This is a genomic window from Microbacterium sp. 2MCAF23, assembly GCF_052115565.1.
GTDB lineage: Bacteria > Actinomycetota > Actinomycetes > Actinomycetales > Microbacteriaceae > Microbacterium.
The window spans coordinates 196,005-210,191 of sequence record NZ_JBFRGY010000006.1 but is presented as its reverse complement, the minus strand read 5'-3'; the positions used below and the strand labels follow the sequence as shown (position 1 = coordinate 210,191).

The 14,187-nt window shown below is 70.6% G+C and carries 14 protein-coding genes; 12 read left to right on the top strand and 2 right to left on the bottom strand.

Annotation, left to right across the window (positions count from 1 at the left end; translation table 11 throughout):
- The first annotated feature begins 96 nt into the window (after positions 1-96).
- The 4 genes from AB4078_RS08605 (at position 97) to AB4078_RS08590 (ending at position 4,183) form a co-directional block, all read left to right on the top strand.
- Positions 97-2,109: a TPM domain-containing protein gene (locus tag AB4078_RS08605; protein ID WP_441976762.1), complete on the top strand. Its 2,013-nt coding sequence runs from the start codon at positions 97-99 to the stop codon at positions 2,107-2,109.
- A 67-nt stretch (positions 2,110-2,176) separates the two neighbouring features.
- Positions 2,177-2,917 carry a PspA/IM30 family protein gene (locus tag AB4078_RS08600; RefSeq protein ID WP_441976761.1) on the top strand — a complete coding sequence of 247 codons (741 nt, stop codon included), beginning with the start codon at positions 2,177-2,179 and terminating at the stop codon, positions 2,915-2,917.
- A 1-nt stretch (position 2,918) separates the two neighbouring features.
- Positions 2,919-3,731, top strand: a complete 813-nt coding sequence (locus AB4078_RS08595; RefSeq protein ID WP_441976760.1) for an arginase family protein — start codon at positions 2,919-2,921, stop codon at positions 3,729-3,731.
- Complete coding sequence (locus AB4078_RS08590) at positions 3,731-4,183, top strand: Fe-S oxidoreductase (protein ID WP_441976789.1); 453 nt, start codon at positions 3,731-3,733, stop codon at positions 4,181-4,183. The genes AB4078_RS08595 and AB4078_RS08590 overlap by 1 nt, the downstream gene beginning before the upstream one ends.
- A gap of 1 nt (position 4,184) precedes the next feature.
- On the opposite strand, the gene AB4078_RS08585 is transcribed toward AB4078_RS08590, so the two are convergent.
- Positions 4,185-4,649 (bottom strand): SIP domain-containing protein, encoded by a 465-nt coding sequence (locus AB4078_RS08585; RefSeq protein ID WP_441976759.1) that lies wholly within the window; start codon positions 4,647-4,649, stop codon positions 4,185-4,187.
- Positions 4,650-4,716: 67 nt separating this feature from the next.
- The gene (locus AB4078_RS08580) at positions 4,717-5,421 is read right to left on the bottom strand and encodes a tyrosine-protein phosphatase (protein ID WP_440732247.1); all 705 of its coding nucleotides are present in this window, start codon (positions 5,419-5,421) and stop codon (positions 4,717-4,719) included.
- Positions 5,422-5,585: 164 nt separating this feature from the next.
- Between AB4078_RS08580 and AB4078_RS08575 the strand changes: the two genes are divergently transcribed.
- The 8 genes from AB4078_RS08575 (at position 5,586) to AB4078_RS08540 (ending at position 14,180) form a co-directional block, all read left to right on the top strand.
- A complete protein-coding gene (locus tag AB4078_RS08575) occupies positions 5,586-6,731 on the top strand; it encodes a CaiB/BaiF CoA transferase family protein (RefSeq protein ID WP_441976758.1) in 1,146 nt (381 codons plus the stop codon).
- Position 6,732: 1 nt separating this feature from the next.
- Positions 6,733-7,923 carry an acyl-CoA dehydrogenase family protein gene (locus tag AB4078_RS08570; protein WP_441976757.1) on the top strand — a complete coding sequence of 397 codons (1,191 nt, stop codon included), beginning with the start codon at positions 6,733-6,735 and terminating at the stop codon, positions 7,921-7,923.
- Positions 7,924-8,083: 160 nt separating this feature from the next.
- A complete protein-coding gene (locus tag AB4078_RS08565) occupies positions 8,084-9,043 on the top strand; it encodes an alpha/beta fold hydrolase (protein ID WP_441976756.1) in 960 nt (319 codons plus the stop codon).
- A gap of 132 nt (positions 9,044-9,175) precedes the next feature.
- Positions 9,176-10,726 carry an ABC transporter substrate-binding protein gene (locus tag AB4078_RS08560; RefSeq protein WP_441976755.1) on the top strand — a complete coding sequence of 517 codons (1,551 nt, stop codon included), beginning with the start codon at positions 9,176-9,178 and terminating at the stop codon, positions 10,724-10,726.
- 10 nt (positions 10,727-10,736) lie between these two features.
- Positions 10,737-11,690 carry an ABC transporter permease gene (locus AB4078_RS08555; protein ID WP_441976754.1) on the top strand — a complete coding sequence of 318 codons (954 nt, stop codon included), beginning with the start codon at positions 10,737-10,739 and terminating at the stop codon, positions 11,688-11,690.
- Positions 11,687-12,574, top strand: coding sequence for an ABC transporter permease (locus tag AB4078_RS08550; RefSeq protein WP_441976753.1), 888 nt, complete (start codon positions 11,687-11,689; stop codon positions 12,572-12,574). The genes AB4078_RS08555 and AB4078_RS08550 overlap by 4 nt, the downstream gene beginning before the upstream one ends.
- Positions 12,571-13,359, top strand: a complete 789-nt coding sequence (locus tag AB4078_RS08545) for an ATP-binding cassette domain-containing protein (protein WP_441976752.1) — start codon at positions 12,571-12,573, stop codon at positions 13,357-13,359. The genes AB4078_RS08550 and AB4078_RS08545 overlap by 4 nt, the downstream gene beginning before the upstream one ends.
- On the top strand, positions 13,356-14,180 hold the full coding sequence (locus tag AB4078_RS08540; protein WP_441976751.1) for an ABC transporter ATP-binding protein: 825 nt from the start codon (positions 13,356-13,358) through the stop codon (positions 14,178-14,180). Before AB4078_RS08545 ends, AB4078_RS08540 begins: the two co-directional genes overlap by 4 nt.
- Positions 14,181-14,187 lie beyond the last annotated feature (7 nt).

Here is a 14,187-nt window from a genome sequence, read left to right as displayed (position 1 = left end):
CTCTCGGAGTCCTGCGGCCGGCACGGGCAGGAGAAACAAAGGGAGACACAGCCTAGACTCGCTCCTGGGGCCTGCCGGACCCCGGGAGGAGCGAAGATGCGCGCGCGCTGGGCTGTCGTCGTAGGTGTGGTCCTGGGTGCGCTCGGCATGTCGCTCGGATCCGCATCGGCGCTCGCGAGCACGGACGCGACGGCGCCCGCCCCGGCCTCGGCGCCGGTGACGTTGGGCTCGCAGTTCATCACCGATGAGGTCGGCGCGCTGGGCTCCTCAGAGACGGAAGAGCTCAACAGCCGGCTCGAAGACCTCAGCCGGTCGCAGAACATCCAGCTGTTCGTGGTGTTCGTCGACACGTTCTCCAACCCGGACAACAGCCAGGAATGGACGAACCAGGTCGCGGTCGACAACGGTCTCGGCCAGCAGCAGTATCTGCTGGCCGTCGCCACGCAGTCACGGCAGTACTATCTGTCCGCCGACAAGGCGGGTCCGATCCCGCTGTCCCGCGTGGACCAGATCTCCCAGTCGCTCGTGAATGATCTGCGCACGCAGGACTGGGCCGCCGCCGTACGCACAGCCGCGGCAGGGTTCCAGGGATCCGGATCCTCGGGGACGGATCTGGGCGGGATCCTGTTGATCGTCCTCTGCGTCCTCGCCATCGTCGCCGCGATCATCGTTCTGGTGGTGATGCGCCGTCGCGCCGCCGCCCGGGTGAAGTCGGTCGCGACCGATCCGGTCGGGGATCCGCTCGATGCCATCAGCGATGAGGAGCTGGCCAAGCGCGCGGGCCTCGCCCTCGTCCACACCGATGACGCGATCACGTCCTCCACCGAGGACCTCGGATTCGCCACGGCGCAGTTCGGCGACACTGCGACCAGCACGTTCACCGACGTGGTCGCCAAAGCCAAGAGCAAGCTCGATGAGGCGTTCTCCCTCAAGCAGAAGCTCGACGACGAGGTGCCCGACACAGACCAACAGCGTCGCGACTGGCACCTGCAGATCATCCGGCTGTGCGAGTCGGCCGACACTGCGCTGGACGCGAACGTCGCGGCGTTCGATGAGCTCCGCAAGCTGGAGCAGAACGCGGAGCAGGCCCTCGCCCAGCTGAAGACGCATCGCGAAGCCGCGGCTTCGGCAGTGGCTGCGGCCCCTGCCGCGCTGCAGGCGCTGGCCGCCGAATACGACGCTTCCGCTCTGCAGACGGTCGTCGGCAACCCCGCCGAAGCCGCAAGCCGGCTGGAGCTGGCCGACGCCAACATCGCTCAGGCCGCCGACCTCATCGGGCAGGGGAAGCGCGGTGAGGCCGCCTTCGCGATCCGCACCGGTGAAGAAGGCGTGCTGCAGGCGTCGCAGCTGGCAGCAGCGATCACGACCCTGCAGACCGACCTTGCCGCGACCGAGACACAGGCGCAGGCGCTCATCGCGAATCTCGAGCAAGACCTTGCGGGAGCCGCAGCGCTGCCCGCATCTCCCGAGCTGAACGCCACGATGGCGGCGACCCGCACCGCGCTGGATCAGGCCCGCACCGACGCCACCGGCACGGGACGCCGGCCCCAGGCGGTGCTGGAATCGCTGACGGCGGCCAACACCCGGATCGACAGCACCGTGGACGCGATCCGCAGCGCTCAGCAGCAGGCCGAGCGCGCCCAGCAGGTGCTGGAGCAGACGCTCACGCAGGCACGCGCGGAGATCTCGACGGCGAACAGCTACATCACGACGCACCGCGGCGCGATCGGCCCCGATGCGCGAACCAGGGCCGCACAGGCATCCGCGGAGTACGACCAGGCCGAAGCTGCGCGTGTCGCGGATCCGAACGCAGCGCTGCAGCACGCGCAACGGGCGATCGCGCTCGCACGCGAGGCCACCCAGCTCGCCGCGGGCTCCATCGACTCGTGGGGCAACGACGGCGGCAGCTGGGGCGGCGGAAGCCGCAGCGGCATGGGCGACGCGATCCTCGGCGGCATCATCGGCGGCATCCTGTCCGGCGGTGGCGGTCGAAGCAGCGGAGGCTGGGGCGGCGGAGGCGGCGGTTGGCGCTCCAGTGGCGGAGGCGGCGGGTTCAGCCCCTCCAGCTTCGGCGGCGGCAGCCGCGGCGGATCGGGCGGCCGCTTCTGATACCCCCTAACTCGACTTCTCCTCACGTGCACGACCATCACGACCGGAAATCTGGAAAGGACATCCCATGACCAAGCAGTCCATCTTCGGCCGCATCTCCACCCTGATGAAGGCCAACATCAACGCCCTCCTCGACTCCGCCGAGGATCCGCAGAAGATGATCGACCAGCTCGTCCGCGACTACACCAACAACATCGCGGACGCCGAGTCGGCCATCGCCGAGACCATCGGCAATCTGCGTCTGCTCGAGCGCGACCACCAGGAGGACGTGCAGTCCGCCGCGGAGTGGGGCAACAAGGCCCTCGCCGCCAGCCGCAAGGCCGATGACCTGCGCGGAGCCGGCAACACCGCCGACGCCGACAAGTTCGACAACCTCGCGAAGGTCGCCCTGCAGCGTCAGATCAGCTCCGAGCAGGAGGCGAAGACGGCCGAGCCGCAGATCGCGGCGCAGACCGAGATCGTCGACAAGCTCAAGACCGGCCTCAACGGCATGAAGGACAAGCTCGTCGAGCTGAAGAACAAGCGCAGCGAACTGCTCGCCCGCGCCAAGGTGGCCGAGGCGCAGACCAAGGTGCAGGACGCCGTGTCGTCGATCAACGTGCTCGACCCCACCAGCGAGCTGGGCCGGTTCGAGGACAAGGTCCGTCGCCAGGAGGCGCTGGCCCAGGGCAAGGCGGAGCTTGCTGCGTCCAGCCTGGACGCGCAGTTCGAGAGCCTCGAGGACATCGGCCAGCTGACCGAGGTCGAGGCCCGTCTGGCAGAGCTGAAGGCCGGATCGACCAAGCCCCAGGAAGCGCTCGAGGGCTGAAATGACCCGCTTCCTCGTCGTCCCGCAGTGGCAGGGCTCCCCTGCCCCGCGGGCGATGCTGCTCACCGAGGGGGCGTCGGCCATCGCCGGCGACCTCCCGAGCGCCCGCACGACGGTGCTGGAGGTCCCGCTCGAGGCCGGCGACGCCGAGGGTACGGGCGTGCACAGGCTCAGCAGCCTGCGCCGCACGAGGGAGCTCATCGAGGAAGCGATCACGGCGCATGCCGAGCCCACGCTCGTGGTGGGCGGTGACTGCGGCGTCAGCGTGGCCGCGGTCGCCGCCCTCCCTGGCGCACTGCACGACGTCGCGATCGTCTGGTTCGACGCGCACCCCGACCTGCACACCCCGGAGTCGTCGACCTCCGGTGCCTACGCGGGCATGGCGCTGCGCGCGCTGCTCGGCCACGACTCGTTCCCGATCGACGGCCCCGCGGGGCTCAGCGCGGAGCGCACGGTGCTCGTGGGCGCGCGATCCGAGGACGACGCCGAGAGCGCGTACCTGGCGGAGTCCGGGATCATCCGACTCGACGACCTCGAGGACGCACGGGCGCTGGCGCAGGCCGTGGCCGCCACGGGCGCATCGCGGGTGTACGTGCACATCGATGTCGACGTGCTGGATCCGTCCGAGCTCGTCGGAGTCTCGTCCGCCGTGCCGTTCGGCCTGCGCACGGCCGATGTCGTCGGCGCGGTGAAGGCGCTGCGCGAGCAATTGCCCCTGGCAGGCGCGACCATCGCCGGTTTCGCCCCGCGCTCCCCCGGCGACGCGGTGCAGGACCTGGGCGCGATCCTGCGTCTGATCGGCGCCCTCGCGTGATCGCGGGCGACGCCGCCCGCATCGCCGCGATCGAAGCCGAGGCCGCCGAGATCCTGGAGCGGTCCCGGCGTCGGGACCTGCGTCTGCCCTCGGTGCTGCTGCGCTCCCCGATCAGCCGTCTCGGATACGCCTGGGGCATGGCCGTGGGCTGGATCTGGGGCGGTCTGTGGAGCACCGGCCAGATCGAACGTCGCGAGGGGCTGTGGATCTTCCGCGGAATGCCCGCGTGGACCTTCGCGCGAGGTGGCGTCTGCGTCGCGGGCTGCTACCTCACCGGCGACGACGTGCCGGACGACCGCGTCCTGCGACATGAGGCCGTGCACAAGCAGCAGTGGCTGCGCTACGGCCTTCTGATGCCGTTCCTGTACCTGTTCGCGGGACGGGACCCGCTGCGCAACCGCTTCGAGATCGAAGCAGGTCTGCAGGACGGGCACTACCTGCCGAGGCGGTGACTCAGGACAGCCCGAAGCGCTCCGGTGCGGTGATCCGCTCGGCGGCCATGCCCAGCCGCTCCCGGAGGTGCTCGGCGATGTCGGCCGTGCCGAGGAAGCCGCAGAGCAGCGTCACTGTGGTGTGCTCCCCCGCGCCGTCGCACAGCATCTCGTCGGACCAGGCGATCGCGGCACGAGCTGCGGCGGTGCCGCGCGCGCAGCGACGCCCGGAGCCGGGCTCGCCCGTACGCGAACTCCTCGGCAGCCAGGTGACGGTCATCCGCGGAGGTGCGGAGACCGTGGAGATGGAGTCGGCATCGGGCACCTCGATGAACACGCGGCCGGTCGCGCACAGCGGCAGCGTCGCCAGAGCCGCCTCCAGCTCGGCCAAGGATCCCTCGTCGGCGACGATCAGATGCTGGGCCTTCGCGGAGCGACGCTGGGCACGGCGTTCGGCGCGTGCGGTGGTGCGGATCGCGGTGGTCATGATGTCTCTACGATATCACCGAATGAAGGGTTGCCTAACCTACCCCCGACACCGCCGCCGAGCGCCGTCAGTCGACCAGCGCGGCTCCCAGAGCGTCCAGCTCGGCACGGCTCAGCCCGGCGCCGAGCAGATAGTCCGCCGCCGAGCCGTGTCGCTCGTCGATGCTCTTCAGCAGGTCGCGCATCACCGGCGCCGGCGACTGAGTCGCCACCGCGATCGCGTCGTGGGCGATCGGGAGCCGCTCCTCGAGCCACTTCGCGATCGCTCGGTTGCGTGATTCCGGAAGCTGCGAGGCGGTCAGCGCGTAGTCGTCCACGATCGCATCGCGATCCGCGCCGACGGCGGCGAGCGCGAGCGCGACGCTGACACCGGTGCGATCCTTGCCGAGCGTGCAGTGCACCAGCGTGGGCTCCCCCTCGGACAGGATCCGGACCACCTGGACGATACGGTCCGCACCGTCCTCGACGATGTGCCGGTACAGGCCCGCGAGACTCACATCGCCCAGCAGGAACGAGGCGACGGACCCCGCGAACAGAGGAATCCGATCGATGCGCAGCCCGGGCAGCGCACACGGCTCGGCACTCGCCTCGCTGTCATCGCGGAGGTCGACGACGCGCGCGACCCGCTCGGTGAGGAACGAGTGCGCCTCCGGCCCGACGTGCGCGAGGTTCCCGGAGCGGAACAGCACCCCCTCGCGAATACGGGAGGTGCCGGCCGGAATGCCGCCCACGTCGCGCAGATTCGTGATGCCGGGTACGTCGAGCAGGATCATCCGCGCCTCCTCACCGTTCGCCGTTGCCGCATGCCTCCAGCCTAGGGTGTGTCCGCCGCGTCGGGCCCGGTACCGGGCGGCCTCCGAGCCGGCCGGCGAGCGGCAAGGACTCGGGGCGTCCCTAGGATGGAGCAGGTGCGTGACGGGCGGCGAAGGGGCTGACGATGAGCGTGGAGATCGGGCGGCGCGGCGTCCTCGACGACGTCCGCGTGGCGGACTTCTCCCGTGTGCTGGCCGGCCCGTACGCGACCATGACCCTCGCCGACTTCGGCGCCGACGTGCTGAAGATCGAGCCGCCGGCCGGTGACGACACCCGGCACTGGCATCCACCCGTCGACGCCGACGGCACCGCCACCTACTTCGGCAGCGTCAATCGCAACAAGCGCTCCATCGCGCTGGATCTGACCCTGGACGCCGATCGCGCCCAGGCACTGCGACTCGCCGGTACCGCGGACGTGCTGATCGAGAACTTCCGTCCCGGGGTGATGGAGCGGTTCGGTCTCGGCTTCGACGCCGTCCGCGCCGTCAATCCCGGCATCGTGTACTGCTCGATCACCGGGTTCGGTACCGGCACGGGCGCCTCGCTCGCGGGGTACGACCTGCTCGTGCAGGCCGTGGGCGGGCTGATGTCGATCACCGGCGATCCGGAAGGATCCGCAGCGAAGGCCGGGGTCGCGCTGGTCGACGTGCTGTGCGGGCAGAACGCCGTGGCCGGCATCCTGCTCGCCCTGCGCGAGCGTGAGCGCACCGGCCTCGGCCAGCGCGTCGACGTCAATCTGCTGCAGAGCCTCCTGTCGGCGCTGACGAACCAGGCGGCCTCGACGCTCGCCACCGGGGTCCCGCCCCGGCGTCTGGGCAACCAGCATCCGTCGATCGCCCCCTACGCCCTGTTCCGCGCCGCAGACCGGGACCTGGTCATCGCCGTCGGCAACGACAAGCAGTTCCGCGCGCTAGCCGTCGCGCTGGGACAGGAGGCGCTCGCGACCGATCCGCGCTTCCTCCGCAACGCCGACCGCGTCGCCCATCGGGATGCGCTCACGACGCTGATCGAGCAGGAGCTCGCGCACGCCGAAGCCGCGCACTGGATCGACCGGTTCCGTGCGGCAGGGATCCCCGCCGGCCTCGTGCACGACGTGGCGGAGGCGCTCGCCTTCGCCGAAGGATTGGGGCTCGATCCGGTGGTCGCGCTCGGGGCCTCCCGCACGATCGCGAACCCGATCCGGCTCGGCGACGCCCCGGCCGCCTATCGCACACCGCCGCCCGCTCTGAACGACTCCGCGCCCGCCGCCTGGCGCACCGAAAGGACCTGAGATGACGACTGCTCCCCACATCGACGCCGTTTTCGACCTCGACGCTCTGCTCACCCCGGAGGAGCGCGACTGGCAGCTGCGCGCGCGGGCGTTCGCGCAGGAGCGGATCCTGCCGGTCATCGAGGAGGACTTCGAGAACGCGCATTTCCGCCGCGAGCTCATCGCCGAGCTCGGCGCCGGCGGATTCCTCGGCATGCACCTGACCGGCTACGGGTGTGCCGGCGCCGGCGCGGTGTCCTACGGCCTCGCCTGCCTCGAGCTGGAGGCGGCGGACAGCGGGTGGCGGACCTTCGTCTCGGTGCAGGGATCGCTGGCGATGAGCGCGATCGCGAAGTACGGCTCTGAACAGCAGAAGCAGGCCTGGCTGCCGCGCATGGCCACGGGCGATGCCGTCGGCTGCTTCGCGCTCACAGAGCCGCAGGGCGGCAGCGACCCTGCGGCCATGACCACCACGGCGCGCCGGGAGGGCGACGGCTGGGTGCTCGACGGCGCCAAGCGCTGGATCGGGCTCGCCTCCCTCGCCGATGTCGCCGTGGTCTGGGCGCGCGTGGACGATCCGGCGTTCGGCGACGGCGGACGGGCGGTGCGGGGCTTCCTCGTGCCGACCACGACGTCGGGCTTCACGGCGACGCCGATCACGGGCAAGCTGTCGATGCGCGCATCCGTGCAGTGCGATGTCGCCCTCGAGGGCGTCCGCCTTCCCGCGGATGCGATCCTTCCCGGCGCCGAGGGACTCTCCGGCCCCTTCGGGTGCCTGAACGAGGCGCGCTACGGCATCATCTGGGGCGCGATGGGCGCGGCACGCAGCTGCCTCGAGGCAGCGCTGGAGCGCTCCACGAGCCGGGAGGTGTTCGGCAAGCCGATCGGCGCCAACCAGCTCACGCAGGCCAAGCTCGCCGACATGCTCGTCGAGGTCGAGAAGGGCGTGCTGCTCGCCCTGCATCTCGGGCGCCTCAAGGAGCGCGGCGCGCTCACCGCCGCGCAGATCTCCGTCGGCAAGCTGAACAGCGTGCGCGAGGCGCTCGAGATCGCGCACCAGGCGCGCACGATCCTGGCGGGCGATGGCATCACGAACGCCTATCCCGTGATGCGGCACGCGGCCAACCTCGAGTCGGTGCGCACCTACGAAGGCACCGATGAGATCCACCAGCTGGTGATCGGTCGAGCCCTCACCGGATTGAGCGCGTTCTGACCTGGGATCTCGACTCTGACCCGAGGCTTCCGATGAGGTTAGAGCATTCCGCCTGCATAGGCTCGCTCTGAATTACTGCAAGTTACCTCCTGTGACGCTCCGAGCGCGCACTTTGATCCCTCATTTCACGTCGGCGACTGCGCGGGAGCACAATGAGGGCGTGTCCCACGTCGCTCCAGAAGAGATCACCGAGTTCTCCTTCCTCGCCGGTCAGGCCGCGGCGCTCGGCGTCCCGATCCCACCGGTCGAACGCCTGAGCCTGACCCTCGCCGACGGTCGCACGCTGAGCGCGCTGCGCTACGGCGACGAACCGGTCGAGGTCACCCTGCTGCACGGCGCGGGCCTGAATGCGCACACCTGGGACACCACGGTGCTCGCCCTCGGCCGGCCCGCCCTGGCAATCGACCTCGCGGGCCATGGCGACTCCTCCTGGCGCGACGACGCCGACTACACCGGCCGCACCCTGGCCGCCGACGTGATCGAGGCACTGCGCACCTGGACCGACCGCCCGCAGGTGCTCGTCGGCCAGTCGCTGGGCGGGCTCACCGCGGCAGCGATCGCCGCCCGCGCCCCGGAGCTCGTGCGCGAGCTCCTCGTCGTCGACATCACCCCCGGCGTCGACCAGAGCGTCGGCCCCGCGGCCCTGCGCGAGTTCTACCGCGTGGTCGACGCCGCCTCCCGCGACGAGCTCGTCGACCGCGCCCAGCAGTTCGGCTTCGGCGGATCCCGGGATGACACCGCCCGCGGCGTGTTCCTGAACACGCGAGTCCGCCCCGACGGCCGCGTGGAGTGGAAGCACCACTTCGCGCACATCGCGGCTCGGCTGCTGGATGCCCCGCCCGCGGCGGCATCGATCGGAGCGCCGTCCGCGATCCTCGGCGAGCACGGCTGGGCGGATCTCGATGCCGTCGTCGCCCCGCTCTCCCTGGTCCGCGCCGGTCACGGGTTCGTCTCGGACGACGCCGAACAGGAGTTCCGCGCACGTGCTCCCCGCGCACGAGTCCTGCACCTCGAAGGCAGCCACAACCTGCAGGAGACGGCCCCCGCAGCCCTCGCCGAGATCATCCGCACCGCCGCAGACAGCATCGGCCCTGAGCCCGTCGAGGAGCCCCGATTGTGACGCCGCGTTCCGCCGCCGAAGCCCGGCGCTGAACCGCCGCCCTAGGCTCGACCGCACACCGCAAGACCCGCACGCACCACACATCGCACACCCGCACAGCACCCCACAGCACCGCCCGAGAGGATCCCCCGCATGCACCGCACCCGCGCTGCCCTCGCCTCGCGCCGCCGCGCGCCGCGCCGCGCCGCCGTCGCCCTGCTCACCGGCCTGACGGCCGCCGCCCTCATGCTGTCCGCCTGCACCGGATCCCCCGCTCCGTCGGGAAGCAGCGCCTCGGGAGCCGCCGACGCGAACGCCACGCTCACGGTGGGCCTCGTGCTCGAACCGTCGAACCTCGACATCCGGCACACCAGCGGCGCCGCGCTCGAGCAGGTGCTCGTCGACAACATCTACGAGGGGCTGGTCAGCCGCACGCAGGACAACAAGATCATCGACCGGCTCGCGAAGAGCCACGACATCTCATCCGACGGCCTGACGTACACCTTCGTGCTGAACGACGGCATCACCTTCCACAACGGCACGAAGCTCACATCATCCGACGTCGTCGCCTCGCTGCAGACCGCCAAGGACGACAAGACCGTCCAGGGGCACGCCGACCTCGCCGACGTCGCGTCGATCGAAGCCAAGGATGACATGACGGTCGTCATCACGCTCACGCAACCCAGTCAGAACTTCCTGTTCAGCCTCACCGGCGCCGCGGGCCTCGTGTTCCAGAAGGGCGACACGACCGACCTGCAGGCCGCCGAGAACGGCACGGGGCCGTTCACCCTCACGCAGTGGAAGAAGGGCGATTCGCTCTCCTTCGCCCGCAACGACACGTACTGGGGCGCCAAGGCCGGCGTGAAGAGCGTCGTCTTCGACTACATCCCCGATTTCACCGCCGGCGTGAACGCCGCGCAGAGCGGCACGCTGGACGTGCTCACCGCGGTGGACGCGAACCTCGCGCCGCAGCTCGATAAGAACGGGACCTTCACCATCACGAAGGGCCGCACCACCGACAAGGGGACCCTCGCGTTCAACAACGCCAAGGCCCCGCTGAACGACCAGCGCGTCCGCGAGGCGCTGCGCCTGGCGATCGACCACAAGGCGCTGATCGAGGCGCGCGGCGTCGGGACGACCCTGTACGGTCCGATCCCCCAGCTCGACCCCGGGTACAAGGATCTGTCCAGCACGGCGCCGTACGACCCGGAGAAGGCCAAGTCGCTGCTCAAGGAGGCGGGCCAGGAGAATCTCGCCCTCACCCTCACGATCCCCTCGTTCTACGGCACGACGGTTCCGCAGCTGCTCACCAGCGACTTCAAGAAGGTCGGCGTCACGCTCACGGTGAACTCGGTCGAGTTCCCCGCGTGGCTGGACTCCGTCTACACCAAGCACGACTACGACCTCAGCTTCGTGCTGCACGTCGAGCCGCGCGACTTCGGCAACTTCGCCAATCCGGACTACTACTTCGGCTACAACAACCCCGAGGTGCAGAAGCTCTACGCGCAGTCGCAGACCGAGCTGGACGCGAAGAAGTCGGCCGACCTGCTCTCCCAGGCCGCCGAGATCGTCGCGAAGGACGCCGCGGCCGACTGGCTGTACGAGGATCAGACCCTGACCGCGGTGCGTCCCGGGGTGAACGGCTTCCCGAAGGACTCGATCAACTCGCGGCTGGATCTGCGCGGCGTCACCGTCACCAAGTAGCCTCAGCCCTGTGCTCCGCTACGCGCTCACCCGGGGAGCCCTGCTCATCGCGGGGCTCCTCGTCGCGAGCGCGCTGATCTTCCTCGCACTGCGGGTGTTCCCGGGCGACGTGGCGCAGCTGCTCGCGGGGAACAAGGCCACGCCGGAGCAGGTCGACGCGATCCGCAAGGGCCTCGGTCTCGATCAGCCGCTCGTGCTGCAGTACCTCGGCTGGATCGGGGGCGTGCTGCACGGCGACCTGGGCACGTCGCAGCTCAACGGCGCCTCGGTCGCCGCCGAGCTCGCCCAGAAGGCCCAGGTGACCGTGCCGCTCGCGACGCTGTCGCTGCTCGTCGCCCTGATCATCGCCATTCCCCTGGGCATCGGATCGGCCCTGCTGCGCGGACGCGCGGCCGGCACGGCGCTGAACACGGCGGCCCAGGCGGTCGCCGCCGTCCCGGTCGTCTGGGCGGGCATGATGCTGGTCGTGGTGTTCGCGGTGTGGCTGGGCTGGCTGCCCGCGCAGGGCTTCCCCCGTGGGGGCTGGGCGGATCCCGGCGCGGCGCTGCGGGCGCTGATCCTGCCCGCGTTCACGATCGGCACGATCGAGGGGGCGCTGCTGCTGCGCTTCGTGCGCAGCGCGACCCTGCAGGCCGCAGGACAGGACTTCGTGCGCACCGCGGCGGCGAAGGGGCTCACTCGCAACCGCGCCCTCCTCCAGCACGGACTGCCGGCGGTCGGGCTCTCGATCATCACCGTGCTCGGCATTCAGGTGGCCGGCATCATCGTCGGATCCGTCGTCGTCGAGCAGCTCTTCACGCTGCCGGGGATCGGGCGCATGCTCGTGGCCGACGTCGGCACGCGCGACCTCGTGAAGGTGCAGGGCGAGCTGCTCGTGCTCACCGGCATGGTGCTCATCATCGGCTTCGTCGTGGATCTGCTGCACCGCGCGCTCGACCCCCGGCAGCGGGAGGCCGACGAATGACCACGCTGCGCCGCCTCCGCTCCTCCGCCGCCGGGCTGTTCGGCCTCATCGTCGTGGCCGCCATCCTCGTCATTGCCGTCGTCTCGCTGTTCTGGACGCCGTTCGACCCGCGCGCCACCGATGTCGCCTCCCGCTGGCTGGCCCCGAGCTGGCCGCATCTGCTCGGCACCGACCTGACCGGTCGCGACATCCTGAGCCTGATCATGGCCGGATCCCGCACGACGGTGCTCGTGGCGGTCGGTGCGGGTGTGATCGCCACCCTCGTCGGCCTCGCCCTCGGTGCGCTGGGCGCGCTCACGGCGCGCTGGATGCGCGAGACCGTGGCGGTGCTCGTCGACGTCCTCATCGCGTTCCCCGTGCTGATCATCGCGATGCTGATCTCCACGGTGCACGGCGGATCCCTCTGGGTCGTCGTCTGGGCCGTCGGGATCGGATTCGGCGTGAACGTCGCCCGGGTCACCCGCCCCGAGCTGCGGCGGGTGCAGCACAGCGACTTCGTGGTGGCCGGACGCGCCTCCGGCCTCACCCCGCTGCAGAACCTCGTGCAGCATCTGCTGCCCAACATCGCCCCGGTCTTCATCGTGCAGCTGAGCTGGGCCATGGCCACGGCGGTGCTCGCCGAGGCCGGGCTGTCGTACCTCGGCTTCGGCGCGTCGGTCGTCGACCCGTCCTGGGGCATCCTGCTGGCCGACCTGCAGCGCTACGTCCAGATCCACCCGCTCACCGTGGTGTGGCCCGGGCTCGCGATCACGATCACGGTGCTCGCGTTCAACCTGCTCGGCGACGCGCTGCGCGACGCGACGGATCCCACGCTGCGCACCGGACGGCGCCCGGCGAACCGGGCACGGGCCGGCCAGCCGCGCCTGCCGGAGGTGACCGCATGAGCCTCCAGGTGACCGACCTCGTCATCGAGATCGACGGCCGCCGGGTCGTGGACGGCATCTCGTTCGCCGTGCGGGATGGCACGCGCCTGGGGCTCATCGGCGAGTCCGGATCCGGCAAGTCGCTCACCGCGCTCGCGATCATGGGGCTGCTGCCGGACGGCGCCACGGCGTTCGGCAGCGTGCGCTGGAACGGCCGGGAGATCCTGAACCTGCCCGACCGCGAGCTCGCCGGGATCCGCGGCGACGAGATCGGCATGGTGTTCCAGGAGCCGCGCACCGCTCTGAATCCGATCCGCACGATCGGCCGCCAGATCGCGGAGACGATCCGGATACACGAGCGCATCGGCCGGCGCGCCGCCAGGGTTCGAGCGATCGGCGAGGCGGCCCGCGTCGCTCTGCCGGATCCCGAGCGCATCGTGGACCGCTATCCGCATCAGCTGAGCGGCGGCCAGCGCCAGCGCGCCGCGATCGCCATCGCCCTCGCTGCGAGGCCGCGACTGCTCATCGCCGACGAACCGACGACCGCGCTGGACGTGACCATCCAGGCCGGGGTGCTGCGCCTGCTGCTGTCGCTCGTGGAATCGGACGGGATGTCGCTCGTGTTCATCACGCACGACCTCGCCGTGCTCGCGCAGGTCGCGACGCACGCCGTCGTGCTCGCCGACGGCCGGGTGATCGAATCCGGACCGCTCGAGACGCTGCTGACCGCGCCGGAATCGCCGATCACGCAGGGCCTGCTGCGCGACGCGACGGCGACCCTGTGGCGCGGGGAGGAGGAGGGATGAGCGACCCGATCACGGTGCCGGACGCCGCGCACGACGAGCCGTTGATCCGCGCGCGAAGGCTGCGCCGCGAGTACCTCGCAGCCCGGAAGGAACCGTTCGCGCGGCGGGCCCGCTCAGTCGCTCTGGACGACGTGGACCTCGATGTCATGGCAGGTCGCGCGCTCGGCATCATCGGCGAATCCGGATCCGGCAAATCCACCCTGATCCGGCTGCTGCTGGGGCTCGACCGCCCGACGGCGGGCACCGTGCACGTCGACGGACGCCCGGTGGACGCACGTGCGTCGGCGCGGGCGCTGCACTGGCTGCGCCGCGAGACGGGTCTGGTCTTCCAGGATCCGTACGCCTCTCTCGATCCGCGCCAGTCGGTCGGCCGGATCGTGTCGGAGCCTCTGCGCGCGCTGGGCATCGACGGCGTTCACCGCGCCAGAGTCGCCGAGGTGCTCGAACGCGTCGGCCTGGATCCCGAGATGGCATCGCGCTACCCGCACGAGTTCTCCGGTGGCCAGCGTCAGCGCGTGGCCCTGGCCCGCGCGATCGCGCATCGACCCCGGATCCTGATCGGCGACGAACCGATGTCCGCTCTGGACGTCACCGTGCGCGCACAGATCCTCGACCTGCTCCGCGAGCTCAGCCGTGACGGCATGACCCTTGTGCTGGTGTCCCACGACATCGGCGTGGTGCAGAACCTGTGCGACGACGTCGCCGTGATGAAGGACGGACGCATCGTCGAGCACGGGTCCACCGCGCGTGTGCTGCACCACCCCGAGAAGGACTACACCAAGCGTCTGCTCGCGGCGATCCCGGTCGTCCCCGGGCGCTGATCCCCGG